This window comes from Aminobacter sp. Piv2-1, from assembly GCF_037625995.1.
Lineage (GTDB): Bacteria > Pseudomonadota > Alphaproteobacteria > Rhizobiales > Rhizobiaceae > Aminobacter.
Genome location: NZ_JARKMU010000002.1, coordinates 35,863 through 51,704, shown reverse-complemented (window position 1 = coordinate 51,704; position 15,842 = coordinate 35,863). Strand labels below are relative to the sequence as shown.

General features: G+C 66.5%; 14 protein-coding genes and 1 tRNA gene. 5 read left to right on the top strand and 10 right to left on the bottom strand.

What is annotated here, in order from left to right:
• Nucleotides 1-1,143 carry an ABC transporter permease gene (locus AmiPiv_RS04010; RefSeq protein ID WP_340035992.1) on the bottom strand — a complete coding sequence of 381 codons (1,143 nt, stop codon included), beginning with the start codon at nt 1,141-1,143 and terminating at the stop codon, nt 1-3.
• Nucleotides 1,140-2,672: an ABC transporter ATP-binding protein gene (locus AmiPiv_RS04005; RefSeq protein WP_340035991.1), complete on the bottom strand. Its 1,533-nt coding sequence runs from the start codon at nt 2,670-2,672 to the stop codon at nt 1,140-1,142. Before AmiPiv_RS04005 ends, AmiPiv_RS04010 begins: the two co-directional genes overlap by 4 nt.
• 165 nt (nt 2,673-2,837) lie before the next feature.
• Between AmiPiv_RS04005 and AmiPiv_RS04000 the strand changes: the two genes are divergently transcribed.
• Nucleotides 2,838-3,047, top strand: a complete 210-nt coding sequence (locus AmiPiv_RS04000; protein ID WP_340035990.1) for a SlyX family protein — start codon at nt 2,838-2,840, stop codon at nt 3,045-3,047.
• Nucleotides 3,048-3,110: 63 nt separating this feature from the next.
• Here AmiPiv_RS04000 and AmiPiv_RS03995 read toward each other — a convergent pair whose 3' ends face one another.
• The 4 genes from AmiPiv_RS03995 to AmiPiv_RS03980 all read right to left on the bottom strand — a co-directional run bounded on the left by AmiPiv_RS03995 (nt 3,111) and on the right by AmiPiv_RS03980 (nt 6,134).
• Nucleotides 3,111-4,100, bottom strand: a complete 990-nt coding sequence (locus AmiPiv_RS03995; protein ID WP_340035988.1) for a BMP family lipoprotein — start codon at nt 4,098-4,100, stop codon at nt 3,111-3,113.
• Nucleotides 4,101-4,299: 199 nt separating this feature from the next.
• The gene (gene msrA, locus AmiPiv_RS03990; RefSeq protein ID WP_340035987.1) at nt 4,300-4,959 is read right to left on the bottom strand and encodes a peptide-methionine (S)-S-oxide reductase MsrA; all 660 of its coding nucleotides are present in this window, start codon (nt 4,957-4,959) and stop codon (nt 4,300-4,302) included.
• A gap of 51 nt (nt 4,960-5,010) precedes the next feature.
• Nucleotides 5,011-5,331: a hypothetical protein gene (locus AmiPiv_RS03985; protein WP_340035986.1), complete on the bottom strand. Its 321-nt coding sequence runs from the start codon at nt 5,329-5,331 to the stop codon at nt 5,011-5,013.
• A 92-nt stretch (nt 5,332-5,423) separates the two neighbouring features.
• Nucleotides 5,424-6,134, bottom strand: coding sequence for a hypothetical protein (locus tag AmiPiv_RS03980; RefSeq protein WP_340035985.1), 711 nt, complete (start codon nt 6,132-6,134; stop codon nt 5,424-5,426).
• Between the two features lie 429 nt (nt 6,135-6,563).
• Here AmiPiv_RS03980 and AmiPiv_RS03975 point away from each other — a divergent pair.
• Both AmiPiv_RS03975 and recQ read left to right on the top strand, forming a co-directional pair.
• Nucleotides 6,564-6,653, top strand: a tRNA-Ser gene (locus tag AmiPiv_RS03975).
• Nucleotides 6,654-6,838: 185 nt separating this feature from the next.
• A complete protein-coding gene (gene recQ, locus AmiPiv_RS03970; protein ID WP_340035984.1) occupies nt 6,839-8,638 on the top strand; it encodes a DNA helicase RecQ in 1,800 nt (599 codons plus the stop codon).
• A gap of 99 nt (nt 8,639-8,737) precedes the next feature.
• Here the strand turns inward: recQ and AmiPiv_RS03965 are convergent, their stop codons facing one another.
• The 3 genes from AmiPiv_RS03965 to AmiPiv_RS03955 form a co-directional block, all read right to left on the bottom strand.
• The gene (locus tag AmiPiv_RS03965) at nt 8,738-9,220 is read right to left on the bottom strand and encodes a c-type cytochrome (protein WP_340035983.1); all 483 of its coding nucleotides are present in this window, start codon (nt 9,218-9,220) and stop codon (nt 8,738-8,740) included.
• A gap of 206 nt (nt 9,221-9,426) precedes the next feature.
• A complete protein-coding gene (locus AmiPiv_RS03960) occupies nt 9,427-10,065 on the bottom strand; it encodes a hypothetical protein (protein WP_340035982.1) in 639 nt (212 codons plus the stop codon).
• 274 nt (nt 10,066-10,339) lie between these two features.
• Nucleotides 10,340-11,071 (bottom strand): phosphoribosyltransferase, encoded by a 732-nt coding sequence (locus tag AmiPiv_RS03955; RefSeq protein WP_340035981.1) that lies wholly within the window; start codon nt 11,069-11,071, stop codon nt 10,340-10,342.
• Nucleotides 11,072-11,131: 60 nt separating this feature from the next.
• Between AmiPiv_RS03955 and AmiPiv_RS03950 the strand changes: the two genes are divergently transcribed.
• On the top strand, nt 11,132-12,310 hold the full coding sequence (locus tag AmiPiv_RS03950; protein WP_340035980.1) for a M20 aminoacylase family protein: 1,179 nt from the start codon (nt 11,132-11,134) through the stop codon (nt 12,308-12,310).
• 423 nt (nt 12,311-12,733) lie between these two features.
• Here AmiPiv_RS03950 and AmiPiv_RS03945 read toward each other — a convergent pair whose 3' ends face one another.
• On the bottom strand, nt 12,734-13,672 hold the full coding sequence (locus AmiPiv_RS03945) for a nucleoside hydrolase (protein WP_340035979.1): 939 nt from the start codon (nt 13,670-13,672) through the stop codon (nt 12,734-12,736).
• Between the two features lie 146 nt (nt 13,673-13,818).
• On the opposite strand from AmiPiv_RS03945, the gene AmiPiv_RS03940 reads away from it, so the two are divergent.
• Nucleotides 13,819-15,693 (top strand): adenine deaminase, encoded by a 1,875-nt coding sequence (locus AmiPiv_RS03940; protein ID WP_340035978.1) that lies wholly within the window; start codon nt 13,819-13,821, stop codon nt 15,691-15,693.
• The last annotated feature ends 149 nt before the right edge of the window (nt 15,694-15,842 follow it).

Here is a 15,842-nt window from a genome sequence, read left to right as displayed (position 1 = left end):
TCAGACACGCTCCCCTTTTGCGGCGGCGATGCCGACGGATCTCGGACTGACGCTGGCGAAGATGCCCTGGATGGCCGGGCGGAACATGTGTTCGAGCGCGCCGGCGAAGAGGATCACCAGGCCCTGGATGATGACGATCATGTCGCGGCTGATGTCGGGCATCTCGAAGGACAGCTCGGCGCCGCCCTGGTAGAGCATGCCGAACAGGATCGCCGCGGGCACGATGCCGGCAGGATGCGAGCGGCCCATGAGCGCCACCGCGATGCCGACGAAGCCGGCGCCGCTGACGAAGTCGAGCGGCACGTTGTGCTGGTCGCCGAGGATGGGGTTGAGCGCCATCATGCCGGCGAGCGCGCCCGAGATCAGCATGGTGATGATGGTGATGCGGGAGGCCGAGATGCCGGCGTAGCGCGCCGCCTTCGGGCTGAAGCCCATGGTTCGGATCTCGTAGCCGAGCTTAGTGCGCCAGATCAGCACCCAGACCAGGAAGGCCATGACCAGCGCCAGCAGGAACGAGATGTTGAGCGGCGCCGACGGGCGGACCTTGAGGCCGAATTCGGCCAGCAGCCAGCCGAGCTTGGGCAGCTGCGCGCCTTCAAGGAACTGGCGGGTCTGCGGCGCCATGGCGCCGACCGGCTTCAGCACGTTGACCAGCATGTAGACCATCACCGAGGCGGCGATGAAGTTGAACATGATGGTGGTGATGACGATGTGCGAGCCGCGCTTGGCCTGCAGATAGGCCGGGATCAGCGCCCACAGCGCGCCGACGAGCGCCGAGGCGATGATCGCCAGCGGGAAGGTCAGCCACCACGGCAGCACGCTGTCGAAGGCAAGGGCGACGATGCCGATGCCGAGACCGGCGATGTAGGCCTGGCCCTCGCCGCCGATGTTGAACAGGCCGCAGTGGAACGCGACCGCCACCGCAAGGCCGGTGAAGATGAAGTTGGTGGCGTAGTAGAGCGTGTAGGCGAGGCCCTGGCCGCTGCCGAAGGCGCCTTCGACGAGGATGACGGCGGCGCGGAACGGATTTTCACCGACGAGCAGCACGACCAGGCCGGCGACGATGAAGGCGACCAGCAGGTTGATGAGCGGGATGAGGCCATAGTCGGCCCAGGCCGGAAGTTTTGCGTAAGGCGTGCTCATTCGGCGGCCTCCTTGTGTTCGACGCCTGCCATGAGAAGCCCGAGTTCGCCTTCGCCGGCCTCGGGCCCGCGCTCGCCGACGACGCGGCCGGCAAACATCACCAGGATGCGGTCGGAGAGCGAGCGGATCTCGTCGAGCTCGACCGACACCAGAAGCACCGCCTTGCCCTGGTCGCGCATGGCGATCAGGCGCTTGTGGATGAATTCGATGGCGCCGACATCGACGCCGCGCGTCGGCTGGCCGACGATCAGCACGCCGGGGTCCTGTTCGATTTCACGCGCGAGCACGATCTTCTGCTGGTTGCCGCCGGAGAAGTTGGCGGTCTTGAGCCGAGGGCTGGCTGGGCGGATATCGTATTTGGCGATCTTGTCCTGCGCGTCCTTCTGGATCGCGTCGAGGTTGAGGAACGGGCCCTTCAGATATTGCGGCTTGTCGTGATAGCCGAGGATCGAGTTCTCGTTCTCCTCGAAGGCGAGCACCAGGCCGACATGGTGGCGGTCCTCCGGCACGTGCGCGAGACCGCGGTCGCGCAGCTCGGCCGGGTCGGCATTGCCGGTCACCTCGATCGGCTTGCCGTCCAGCAGCACGGTGCCCGACACCGCCTTGCGGATGCCCGAGATCGCCTCCATCAGCTCGGACTGGCCGTTGCCGGCGACGCCGGCAATGCCGACGATCTCGCCGGCGCGGACGTCGAAGGAGACGTCGTCGACCATGGTGACGCCACGCGAATCCTTGACGGTCAGGTTCTTGACCGAGAGCTTGACGTCGCCGGGATTGGCCTCGCCCTTCTCGACGCGCAAGAGCACGCGGCGGCCGACCATCAGCTCGGCCAGTTCCTCGACGGTGGTCTCGCTGGTCTTGCGGGTGGCAACCATGGTGCCCTGGCGCATGACCGAGACGTTGTCGGTGATGGCCATGATCTCCCGCAGCTTATGGGTGATCAGCACCACCGTCTTGCCCTGGTCCTTGAGCTGCTTGAGGATGCGGAACAGGTGATCGGCCTCGGCCGGGGTGAGCACGCCGGTCGGCTCGTCGAGGATCAGGATCTCGGCGCCGCGATAGAGCGCCTTGAGGATCTCGACGCGCTGCTGCAGGCCGACGGGGAGTTCCTCGATGACGGCATCGGGATCGACCTCGAGGCCATATTCCTGCTCCAGCCGGCGCAGCTCGGAGCGCGCCTTGGAAATCGACTTGTTGAGCAGGGCCTCGCCTTCGGCGCCGAGGATGACGTTTTCCAGCACCGAGAAATTCTCGACCAGCATGAAGTGCTGGTGGACCATGCCGATGCCGGCGGCGATGGCGTCGTTGGGCGTCTTGATCGCGGTCGGCTTGCCGTTGACGCGGATCTCGCCGCTGTCGGCCTGGTAGAAGCCGTAGAGGATCGACATCAGCGTCGACTTGCCGGCACCGTTCTCGCCGATGATGCCGTGGATGGTGCCGCGCGGCACCTCGAGCGCGATGTCGCGGTTGGCGCGCACGGCGCCGAAACTCTTGTTGATGCCGATCAGCTCGATAGCAGCTTCCGCCATACGCCTGTCCCACTCACGTTTCTTATGTTCTTGTTATGGCTTGCCGGAAGAGCTAGCACGCCCACTTGGCCCTGCCAATCGACCAGGGCACGCGCCCTCGACAAACGGGCGGACCGCGCCCACTTTCGACCAGTTGCCCATGCTGCGGACCGAGGAGGAAAGACCATGACCACGCCCGAGGACCGGCTGACGACGCTCGAAATCCGCAATGCGGAACAGGAGCACATGATCGAGGAGCTTTCCGGCCAGATCGCCGAGCAGTGGACGGTCATCGACCGCATGCAGAAGAAGCTCGACGCGCTGACCGAGCGTTTCCTTGCCCTCGAAGAAAGTGCCGCGCCCGACACGCCGGTTACCAAGCCTCCGCACTGGTAGCCGACCGGCTATGAAAAACGCCGCCGGACCAGGGCCCGGCGGCGTATTTCATTCAGCCAGCGCTCAATAGGGGCACTTGTCGTCTGAGGTGTAGTCGTGGACCTGGATGGTGCCGGCGATGATGTCGGCCTTGGCCTTCTCGACGGCGGCCTTCATCTCTTCGGTGACGAGGCCCTTGTTGTTGTCGTCCATGGCGTAGTCGACGCCGCCTTCCTTGAGTCCGAGGTTCTGGATGCCGGCCTCGAACTTGTCGTTCTTGGCGTCCATGAAGGCGTTGTAGACGGCTGTGTCGACGCGCTTGAGCATCGAAGTCAGCACCTTGCCCGGCTGCAGGCCGTTCTGGTTGGAATCGACGCCGATGCCGAGCTTGCCGGCATCTGCCGCAGCCTGGAGCACGCCGACGCCGGTGCCGCCGGCCGCGGCGTAGATGACGTCGGCGCCCTGCGAGATCTGGGTCTTGGCGATTTCACCACCCTTGGTCGGATCGTTCCAGGCAGCAGGAGTGTCGCCGGTCATGTTCTGGATGACCTCGGTCGCACCCGCTGCCTTGGCGCCACCGACATAGCCGCAGCCGAACTTGCGGATCAGCGGAATGTCCATGCCGCCGACGAAGCCGACCTTCTTGGACTTGGAGGCTAGCGCCGCCATCACGCCGACGAGGTAGGAGCCTTCATGCTCCTTGAAGACCAGCGAGCGGATGTTCGGCTTCTCGACGACCATGTCGATGATGGCGAACTTGATGTCCGGATAGTCGGTCGCGACCTTGTCGAGCGCTTCCGACCAGGCGAAGCCGGCCATGACGATCGGGTTGCGGCCATCCTCGGCGAAGCGGCGGAGCGCCTGCTCGCGCTGCGAGGCGTTGGAGACCTCGAACTCGACATAGGCGATGCCGGTCTCGGACTTGAACTTCTCGGCGCCGTTGAAGGACGCTTCGTTGAACGACTTGTCGAACTTGCCACCGAGATCGTAGAGCAGCGCCGGCTGAACTTCAGCTGCGAACGCCGGAAGGCACATGGCGGTGGCCGCCAGGAGGCCAAGAACGATACGTTTCATGTGATCCACACCCTGTCGGTTGTCTTTTTCGATCACCGTGCGTGCCGTTCCTCTGGCTGCCGCCCGGCGCATGGCGAGGATCGTGTCCCCCCGCTCATGGCCATATCTTGCACGGGCCAAGGCAAAATTCACGCGGAATCTTGACCTTTTGGAAAAATGCTGTGGCCATCCAAATCCACTGCAAAACCAACGGCTAGACCTATGCCTGCTGGGGGATCGCACAGCTCACGCCGGTGCCCTTGAGGCCGCAATAACCATACGGGTTCTTGGCCAGATACTGCTGGTGATCCTCCTCGGCGAAGTAAAACTCGGGCGCCGGCGCGATCTCGGTGGTGATCTTGTCGCGGCCGGCGGACTTGAGCGCCGCCTGGTAGGCTTCGCGCGAGGCGATCGCCTCGGCCTGTTGCGCCTCACCGTAAGTGTAGATCGCCGAGCGATAGGTGGTGCCGACGTCATTGCCCTGGCGCATGCCCTGGGTCGGGTCGTGGGCCTCCCAGAAGATCTTCAGCAACTGGCCGTAGGCGACCTCCTTGGGATCGAACACGACCAGCACCACTTCGGCGTGGCCGGTGAGCCCGGTGCAGGTTTCCTGGTAGGTCGGGTTGGGGGTGATGCCGCCGGCATAGCCGACCGCCGTCACCCAGACCCCGGGCGCCTGCCAGAACAGCCGCTCCGCACCCCAGAAGCAGCCAAGGCCGAACATGGCCTGTTCCAGCCCTTCCGGATATGGCCCCTTGAGCGGGCGCTTGGAGACGTAGTGCTTGGAGGCCGTCGGGATCGGCCGGTCGCGGCCGGGCAGCGCCTCGGCGGGCGCCGGCATCTTGAGCTTCTTGTTCAGCATGTCGCTCAGGAAAAACATGGGCATTCTCCCTTCATCGTTTGCCGATACGGTCGCCGCAGGCGAATGGTTTCAGACCTCGCCGGTGAAACGTCCGGGGCGCCGGCGGTGGCCCACCGCATAGAGCAGGAAGGCGATCGCGGCGAAGATCGCGAAGCCCGGCAGGTCGAGCAGCGGGACGACGACCGCTTCCCAGGCCGCTGGCCCGGCCTTGTCGCGGACGAAGCCCTCCGTGGCGGCAAACGTGCTCGGCGAGGCGGTCGACCAGCTGGTATCGAGCGGCGTCATGACCAGCCTGGACACCGCAACGGTCCGCGTCGCGTCGAGCACGGCCATGATGACGGCCACCGAAAGCGCGATCGCCGCAGCGAGACGGAACACGAAGCGGATCATGAGAGGTCCTGAAGTATCGGTTTCGCCATCAGAGATAAGGTGTGCGGGCAGCGCGCGCAATCGCGGACAGGGCGAATTGACAGGCAAATGGCCTATGCCGGCTGGCCGGAGCGGCGGCCGAGGACGCGCCAGAGGGCGAAGATGCCGCCGGCGAGCGCGCCGACGATGATGCCGGCAAGGCCCATGAAGATGACGAAGTAGCCGCAGCCGCCTTCGAAGCAGCTCATGTCGGTTGCCGAGGCATAAAGCTGGCCGCCGCCGAGCCCCGCTGCCAGACCGAGCGCGCCGCCGAGGACGATGCCGAGCAGGACGAGCCCGATCGAAGCCACGACCGACAACGCCGGCCGCGGCGCGCCCGGGGCAGCGAGAGCCGCCGGCCGGTCCTGGCGCTCGCGCTTGACGAGCACGATCATCGCGACGCCTACGACGATCTCGCCCAGGCTCCAGGCAAGCGCGGTCAGGCTGAAGGCGAAGTCGGGCGCGGCGAGCACATAGAGCTGCTTGACGACGAGGGCCGCGATGACCGCCCACTGCCAGCGCGTGAACTGGCGGGCGAACCATGGCGAGCGCTGGTAGACGAGCCAGAGCAAATAGAGCCCCCAGGCGATGGTGACCGCACCGACGGCCATCGAACCATAGATGAAGGCGAGTACGGAGCCGGGGTACGAATAGCTCCAGATGCTTGCCAGGCTGCCGTCGACGCCGCGCGCGGCAAGGGCCATGACTATGCAGACCCAGGCCACCGGCAGCCAGCCCAGCATGCTCCTGTCGCCCGCGCCGCCTTCGCCGCCCTGTGTGGACATTTTTTCTCCCCCGCACGCTTCTCCGCTCCGTGGCCAGTCTGCTCACGAGCGTCGCCGCTGGCAAGATGGGGAGCGAAGCCAGCCGGTCCGACCGCGCCCCGAACGCTCGACAGCAGCCTGGCCAGCGGACGCGCCCAGGCGGCGGCCGGCCTTCGTTCCCGCCCCATGCTCTGGCGCAATGCACGCCATTTTGCCGGCAAGGCCAATTCGCCGGCAAGATTTGCGACGCGACCGCTTGGCAAGCGGCGCCGGATCGACTAGATGAGCCCCGCAGCGGCACGCAAGCGATCGCGTTCGGCTGCAGGCGAAGGCGTCAGGCAGGTTGACTGCGCCCGATTTGCCGGCCCGAGCGGCCGCAAGCCACGCCCCAGGAGATGCACGCACTCCCAACCAGCCCGGCGAAACCGGCCGGCGCAAGGCGCGCGACGCGGAGAGGTGGCCGAGTGGTTGAAGGCGCACGCCTGGAAAGTGTGTATACGGGGAACCGTATCGCGGGTTCGAATCCCGCTCTCTCCGCCAGCCAGTCTGCAGTGCCGCCCCAAATGCACAGCCTGAATTCTTCGACAGGCGCTTGCAAAGCAAAGCTGGATTCAGCCCAGCTCGCTCCTCAGGCGAAATTGTTGTAAGGGACAAAAGGTGCATCGATGATCGCTACCGCGGCGAAGCTGCTATGAAGGATCTTTCCATGATTCTCCGCGCCGCCGATGACCGCCACCGCCCTCGAAATCCTCAAGACCGTTTATGGCTATGATGCGTTCAGGGGACCGCAGGCGCGCATCGTCGAGCATGTGATCGCCGGCAGCAACGCCTTCGTGCTGATGCCGACGGGCGGCGGCAAGTCGCTGTGCTACCAGATCCCCGCGATCGTCCGCCCCGGCATGGGGCTCGTCGTGTCGCCGCTGCTGGCGCTGATGGCCGATCAGGTGGCGGCGCTGCGGCAAGCCGGCGTGCGCGCGGCCGGGCTCAACTCCGACCTTGCGCCCGAGGATCGCCGCGCCCTGTGGCGCGACATCCGCTCCGGCGAGCTCGACCTCCTCTATGTCGCGCCCGAAACGCTGCTCAGGCCGGACGTGCTGGAATTGCTCGAAGGCGTGAAGCTGTCGCTGATCGCCATCGACGAGGCGCACTGCCTGTCGCAATGGGGGCACGATTTCCGTCCCTCCTATCGCCAGCTCGACGCGGTCGTGGCGCGCTTTGCCGGGGTTCCGCGCATGGCCCTGACGGCCACGGCCGACGAGCCGACGCGGGCGGAAATCCTTTCGCATCTCGCCATTGACGAAACCGATGCCTTCATCGCCGGCTTCGACCGCCCCAACATCCGCTACGCCATCGAGGAAAAGGACAATCCGCGCGCCCAGCTCAAGGAGTTCCTCAAGCGCTACGAGGGCGAGAGCGGCATCGTCTACTGCCTGTCGAAACGACGGACCGAGGAAACCGCCGCCTGGCTGCAGGGCCTTGGCTACGAGGCGCTCGCCTACCACGCCGGCATGGACAAGGCGGCGCGCGAGGCCAACCAGATGCGCTTCCAGCATGGCGAGGCGGTGATCATGGTCGCCACCGTCGCCTTCGGCATGGGCATCGACAAGCCCGACGTGCGCTTCGTCGCCCATATCGACCTGCCCGGCAGCATCGAGGCGTACTACCAGGAGACCGGCCGCGCCGGGCGCGACGGGCTGCCGTCCGACACGCTGATGCTCTACGGCTACGACGACATCGCGCTGCGCAGCCGTTTCATCGAGGAATCGGAGGCGCCCGACCAACGCAAGCGCATGGAGCGGCAGAAGCTCGACGCGCTCCTGGGGTTGGCCGAGACGGCAAGCTGCCGCCGGCAGGTGCTGTTGTCCTATTTCGGCGACCAGTGCGAACCGTGCGGCAATTGCGACACCTTTGCCGAGCCACCCAAATTGTTCGACGGCGCCATTGCCGCGCAAAAGGCGCTGTCGTGCATCTACCGCACCGGCGAGCGTTTCGGGCAGGCCTACATCGTCGACGTGCTGCTCGGCCTGGAAAACGAGCGCATCGCCCAGTTCGGCCATGACCGCATCTCGACCTATGGCATCGGCAGGGAGCACGACAACCGTACATGGCGGGCGATCCTGCGCCAGCTGATCGCGCTGCGCCTCATCGACGTCGATCTCACCGGCCATGGCGGCCTGTCGATCGCGCCCGCCGGCCGCGACTTCCTGCGCGACAAGCCAGAACTCATGCTGCGTGTGCCGGCCTCGCCGCGCGCCAGGCGCGGCAAGGTCGCGCGGAGCTCAGCGCAGTCCGCCGTCTCCGATGCGGACCACGACCTGTTCCAGGCGCTGCGGCGGAAGCGTACGGAGATCGCACGCCTGCAGAACGTGCCGCCGTATGTGATTTTCCATGACAAGACCTTGATCGAACTGGCTGCGGCGCGACCCGCGTCACGCGCGGAGATGGCCAACGTGCCCGGCGTCGGCGAAGCCAAGCTCGAGCGCTACGGCCCCGCCTTCCTCGTGGTGATCGCCGAGCACGCATGACGAGATCGTGGCGGGATGACGAGGGTTAGGCAGCCTTGGGCGGATAGCCGACCTTGTTCCCCCGGAAGAGGCACCACCGCGCAGCTTCGCTGCGGCCGGTCACTGCTTGGCTTGCGACTGGATTTCGTAGGCGCGCTCGAATTCGGCATGCGCCTTCTGGATATCCGCGGGCCAGGTCGACTTGATGTAGGACAGCACGGCGATGATGTCCTCGTCCGGCAATGTCCCTTCGAACGCCGGCATCCTGGACTTGTAGTCCTTCAGCTTGGCGCCTTCCGTCACCCCGAGCTTGGTGATGTCGAACAGCAGCTGGTCGGCGTGGTGCCAGGTATGGCCGTCCGCGTCGTGCGGCGGGGCCGGCAGGTATCCGTCCTTGTCGGGCGTCTGCCAGTCGGCCTGGCCCTGCAGGTTGGCGCCATGGCAGACGGCGCACGTGCCGAGATAGACCGCCTTGCCGCGGGCGACGACCTGCGCGTCGCCCGGCCGGAGAAGTCCTCCGGATTTTCCGGGAAGCAATGCATAGGCCAGCACCGCGGCCGCGGCGAGCACGCCCGCACCCAGAACGACGTATCTTGTCCGCATGGTCCCCACCCTCGCCTGCCAAGCACAGACGCGATGGCCTCATCCTAGCGAGGAGCCGGCATACCCTCAATCGCCCGCGCCTGCGGCCTCTGGACACGCCGGGCGCGTCGCCCGAGCGGTCCAACGAACGGCCGCAATCGCATTGCCGTCCGGGTCCGGGAGGCAATGACGCCCCGTTCAGCGGGGATGCGCGCGTGCCGGCAAGGTCAGCGCGCGGCCTGGTGCCGGGACGGCTCTCCCAAGAGACTTTCCGCGCGGACCTTCGGTGCGCGCATGGCATAGGATGCGATCAGGAACGCCTGCAGCATGACTGCGGCATAGGCCGCGAGGATGATCGCACAGGGGACGACGAAGTTGAGCTGTGGCGCCGCACCGAGGATCACCGGCATCGTCCAGGATACGGCCGAGACCACGCCGCAGCCGATCAGCGCAGCCTTCCTTCCGGGTGTTATGCCGTCCAGCAGACGGCTGCCGATCCGCTGGTTCAGGAAGGGTAGGACGAGCCGATGGATGGCGATGCCGTTGAGGGTCAGGATCGACACGATCGTCACCTTTGCCCAAATCTTCGGATTGAGCAGCTTTTCCGGCTCGGTGGCCTGGTAGAGCAGCAGGAAACCGACGCCGGAGAACCACAGCAGGGCGAGCCCCAGGGCGACGAAACGGCTGATCCATTCGACATTGCCGACGAGTTCCGCCGTCAGTGGCGAGCGACGGTAGCGCGACAGCAACAGGTCGAGGAAGAGCGCGCCGCCGAAGCCCAGCACCAGGCCGCCGAAATGGATCAGCCTGAGCGCGGTGCGCAGATGGGCGGCGATGTGGGGCGAGGCGAGATCCAGACCGTGCAAATTTGCGCTCCGGGAAAGACATGGCAACGCCTCCGCATCCCCGAAACGAGGACGCGCCCGGCCTGCCTGAACTGCGACGTTGGCGAATTCTGACCCGGCGCACCACTTTGGGCGGAGGCGATCGGGTCTGTTTTTTCCTATTTATTATGACTTTTTGAGTCAAGTATAAGAATGAGCTGATCTAGCGATTTTCGCGCATGCCTAGCGAAGGCTGCCCGGCGTGGGCGGCCGCCCTCGGTGCTCCGGCTCGTCGCAGGCCGACCGGGCAAAATCGTCAGGACCGAACGGGAACCCAGCCGCCGGCATCGGTGCGGATCAGACGCGGCGAGGCAACGGCGCCGTGGATGCGCTCAACCAGCGAAGCGTCGTGTTCGCCGATGGCCTGGCGCCAGACATCGCCCTGCAGCATGGCGAAGATGGACGCAACGGGCCTGATGCCGGCCTTGGCCAGGAGCTTCAGCACCGCCAGCATCGAGGTGCCGGAACTGATGACGTCGTCGACGACCAGCACGCGCCGGCCTTCGAGCAGCGGCAGCATGCGCGGGTCGAGGTAGAGCCGCTTGGCGTGCTCGGGGCTGGTGATCGAGCTCATCGGCTCGGACAGCTCCTCGCTGTACCAGAACTTTCTGGACGTCCCGAGCGCCACCATCCTGTCGTGACCGAGCCGCCGGGCCACGCCGTTTGCGAGCGGCAGGCCAAGCGTCGGCACGCCGATCACGACCTCGGGGTCGTAGGCCCGGGCATAGGAGGCCATGGCATCCGACAAGGCATCCTCGACGGCAAAGCTCGCCTGGTTGACGATCATCGAGGCGACTGCCCGGCTGCCGTCGCCCGGCAGGACCCTGATCGGCAGCGCGATCTGGCGCCCGTCGGCCAGCGATGCCGGGTAGAGGTCGCTGAAGCCGCCGGCAGGCGCCGCGTCGAACGTGCCTGCGGGAAAAACCGTCTGCCAGAATTGATGCGGAGCGAGTGGCACAATGGGCCTTTCTGATGCAGAAGGGGACATGCGGCGCCGATGGCCCTGGGCGCTGCCGGACGAAGAGACGGGCCGAACGGAGCTTGCGTGATGACATCGACGGCCAGGCACGACAAGGGCGAAATCGAGATGCTGACGGCGCTGCGCCGCGACATCCACGCCCATCCGGAGCTCGGCTTCGAGGAGGTGCGGACGTCAGGCATCGTGCAGAAGATGCTGATTGACGCCGGCATCGCCATACAGACGGGCCTCGGCAAGACCGGCGTCGTCGGCACGCTCAAGGTCGGCGACGGTTCGCGACGGATCGCGCTGCGCGCCGACATGGACGCGCTGGCCATGCCCGAAATGGCCGAGGAGCGGTCCTACAAGTCGACCGTCGAGGGCAAGATGCACGCCTGCGGCCATGACGGCCACACGGTGATGCTCCTGGGTGCCGCACGCGAGCTCGCCCGTCGCAAGAATTTCTCCGGCACCGTGCATTTCATCTTCCAACCGGCCGAGGAAGGCCGGGGCGGCGCCAAGGCGATGATCGCCGACGGCTTCTTCAAGCAGTTTCCCGTCGATGCGGTCTATGGACTGCACAACATGCCGGGCATCGCGCCCGACAGCATGGCAGTGGTGGCCGGGCCGCAGCTCGCCTCGTCCGACCGCTGGACCGTCACGTTCAAGGGCATCGGCACCCACGGTGCCAAGCCGCATCTCGGCCGCGACGCGATGACCGCAGCCGGCCAGTTCCTGACCGCGCTCCACACCATCGTCGCGCGCCGCGTCGACCCGCTGCAGCCGGCCGTGGTCAGCGCCTGCGCGATGGAGGCCGGCAGCTTCGAGGCGCTCAACGTCATCCCGGACCTCGTCAAGATCGGCGGCACGTCGCGCGCGTATTCGGCCGCCGTGCGCGACCAGCTGGAAGAAGAGATCGGTGCGCTGGCCGAAGGCTCGGCGCGGCTCTACGGCATCGAGGCGGAGTATCGCTATTTCAGGCAGATGCCGCCCGTGGTGAACGACCGCGACGCGACGCGCCGGGCGCTGGCGGCGGCGCAGGCCGCACTCGGCGTCGACAAGGTGATGACCGAGTTCCCGCCATCGACCGCCGGCGACGACTTCGCCATGTTCAGCCAGGAGGTGCCTGGCGCCTATGTCTGGCTCGGCAACGGCCCCGCCGTCGACGGCGCCCTGCACCACAACAGCCGCTACGACTTCAACGACGACGCGCTGGCGAGCGGGGTGAAGTTCTGGACGACGCTGGTGGAGCAGGAACTGGCGGCGTAGAGGCTGGTCTTCCGACGCGCACCAGCGAACTTTTTGCTGGATCGACACTTCGGGCTGGCTCAAAGCCCCCTCACCGTCACGGCTTCGCCGTGCCACCTCTCCCCCACTTCGTGAGGGAGAGGAATCGCCAATCGCCTAGGGTCCGGCGGTTCGTCCGAACAAACCAAACCCTTTCAGCAGTAAGATTTCAGGAAACCGAGCCTGAGGCGCAGTCTGCACAGAACTTGGAGTTCCTCGCCCCCATGGAGTGGGGGAGAGGTGGCACGGCGAAGCCGTGACGGTGAGGGGGACTTGTCGTGAAACGACTGGCGAGGCGACGAGTGCCCGCGCTGCCCGCCGCCCAATAAATGATCGCCGGTGCCTCGCTCCGGCTTCAGGGATGGCGGAGTGCTATTCCGTCCGCGGCCAGCAGCTCTTCACCCGCTACTCCGCCTGCAGCCTGTCATAGAGCAGCTTCAGCACCGCAGCGCTCTCGACCTTCAGCGCCACCGACACGGGCGAGCCATCTTCCGATACGGTGAGCGCGCCGGCGTCGCGCGTCGTGCCGGTGTCAACAGTGAGCTTCAGCGTCTCGCGGGTGAACAGCGCCTCGTCGAGGGCCAGCAGCATGACGCAGGGGTCGTGCAGCGGCCGGCTCTCGCCGCCCATGGTCGACTGGAAATAGGCGTCGATCAGCGCGCCCGAGGCGACCGCCGCCGGCACGGCGGAAGCTTGCAGCATGGCGGTGTCGTCGCGCGTGGCGCGGACCTTGCGGGTGACGTCGAGCGGGATCAGCGTCATGTCGAGCCCGGCGGCGAAGACGATCCCGGCGGCCTCGGGGTCGGCGGCGATGTTGAACTCGGCGCGCGGACCGATGTTCCCCGGCTCATAGACCGCGCCGCCCATGGCAATGACGCGGCCGATACGGCGCGCAGCTTCCGGATGTTCGGTGACGAGGCGGGCGATGTTGGTGAGCGGGCCGAGCGCCAGGATGTCGACGGTGCCGGCGTCAGCGGTCAGGAGCGTGTCGCGCAGCCAGGTCACCGCGTCTCCGCCTTGGGGCTGCGCCAGCGGATCGGGGAAGGCCACGCCGCCGAGGCCGTCATTGCCGTGGATGTCGGCAGTGTCGAAGCCTTTTCGCGACAGCGGCCCGGCAGCGCCCGCAATCACCGGCACGTCGACGCGGCCTTCGAGAGCCAAGATGCGGCCGGCGTTGCGCGTGGTGGTGGCGATGCCGATATTGCCCGCCACCGTGGTGATGCCGATGACATCGAACTCGGCCGACTTCAGCGCCAGGAGGATCGCCACCGCGTCGTCGATGCCGGGATCGGTGTCGATGATCACCTTGCGGGTGGGTTTCTGCTGCATGGTGCGACCTTTCATGCCTGTCTCAAATCAAGTCCGGCCTGGCTTCACATCATCGGCTCGGGTGAATCAAGCCGAAATGCTTGCGCCAGCGCCTGGGCGAACCGGGCTGGCACAGCGGAAACCGGTTCCGATTTTAAGGGCGATGCAGTAGAGGCGAGCCCATGACCAAGACAGCCCCCTTGCCCGCCGACCTGCTCATCGACCCAGCCGACGAAATCGTGATCCGTCAGGACCTGGTGCTCGTGGCCCTCGGCAAGCGCCAGGCCGATCGCCTCGTCCAGTTCGGCCGCGTGCTCGACGTGCACACCGGCACCTGGATGGACGATTGCGAGGTGGCGATCCGCGGCCGGCGCATTGCCTATGTCGGCCACGCCGGCAGCTTCGCGGGCACCGCGCGCGAGACCGTCGACCGCACCCATTTGGCCGCCGTGCCCGGCTTCGGCGAGGTGCACAAGCACATCGAAAGCTCGCACCTGACGCCGGAGCATGAGGCGGCGCTGGTCATGCCGCGCGGCAACACCTGGACCTGCGAGGCGAGCCACGAATTCTCCAACGTCAACGGCCCGAACAACCTCGAATTCTGGCTGACGGCGCGCCGCGCCGGCTCGCCGATGAAGATTTTCCCGCTGCCCGGCTCGGCCGTGCCGCCGACGGCCTATGAGGGTGGCGGCGGCCATTTCGGTTATGCCGAGCAGATCGGATTCCTCGGCGAAAGCGCGATGGTCGCCGGCCTCGACGAGGTGATGGACTGGCCGGCCGTGTGGAACCCGGACAATCCGTCGTACAGCCGGCTCTGGGGCATGATCCAGGCGACCTTCGAAAAGCGCGGCGTGGTCGAGGGCCATGGCGCCGGCCTGCGCGACCTGCCCTCTATCAACGCCTTTGCCGCCGCCGGCCTGTCGTCCGACCACGAGGCGTGGACGCCCGAGGAGGCGTGGGACAAGCTCCGGCGCGGCATCTTCGTCGAGATCCGCCCGCATTCGATGCCCGACATCATCAAGGGCCTGCTCGAGCGCGGCCTGCGCGACTGGAGCCAGGTGGCATTCGCCACCGACGACCGCAGCGCCTCCGACACGCTGAAGCTGGGTGCCACCGACCACAATGTCCGCCTCGCCATCGAGAGCGGGATGGCGCCCGAGATCGCCTACCAGTGCGTGTCGATCAACCCGGCGCGGCACATGCGGCTGACGCCCTTCGTCGGCTCCATCGCCCCCGGCCGCTTCGCCGACATGGTGCTGCTCGACAAGACGGCGACCGTGTCGATCGCGGAGGTCTGGGCCGACGGCGAGCAGGTGTCCGAGGGCAAGAGCTTCACCGGCCACCTGCCGCGCATCGACTGGCCCGACTGGGCGACGAAGACGGTCAATGTCGGCCGCAAGCTGACCGCCCAAGACTTCGCGATATCGGCCGAGCCGGGCCGCGCGACGATGCAGGCCGCACTGCTGCGCCCGTTCCACTGGGACGATAACTTCATCACCACCGAACTGCCCGTGACCGATGGCGAGGTGCAGCGCGACGATGAGCGCAACATCACCAAGTTCGCCATCGTCGACCGCTATTCGGGCAAGGGCCGAGTGGCAAAAATGTTCTGGCTCGGCTGCGGCCCGAAGACGCCCGATACGGCCGTGGGCTGCACGGTGGCACACGACCAGCACAACATCTGGGTCGTCGGCTCGTCCGACGCGGCGATGGCCGAGGTCGTCAACCGCATCTCGGAGAACCAGGGCGGCTGGGCGCTGGTCACAGGCGGCAAGGTGGTGGCCGACGTGCACTACGAGGTCGGCGGGCTGATGACCAACCGGCCCGCCGAGGCGCTCGATGCCGAGATGGAAAAGCTCTACGCCGAGGCCAACAAGATCGACTGGCTATACGAGCCGACGTTCTCGCCGCGCTGGTTCCCCGGCTTCCCCGAGCGCCTGCAGTTCGCGACGCTGACCTGCGCGCCGTGGCGCTGGGTGCTGGTGGCGCCGACGGATGCTGTGCCCGAGGGCTTCGTTAACGTGCAGACGGGCGAGAGCCACAAGGTGGTCTGGTAGGGGCACACGACACCCTCATGGTGAGTCGTGAGCTTGTCGAATGATCGAAGCAGGAGGGGTCTTGGCACGACCGAGATGGCGCCTAGCGCCCTCGTGGTTCGATCATTCGACAAGCTCACGACTCACCAATGAGGGCTACTGAGGCGGCT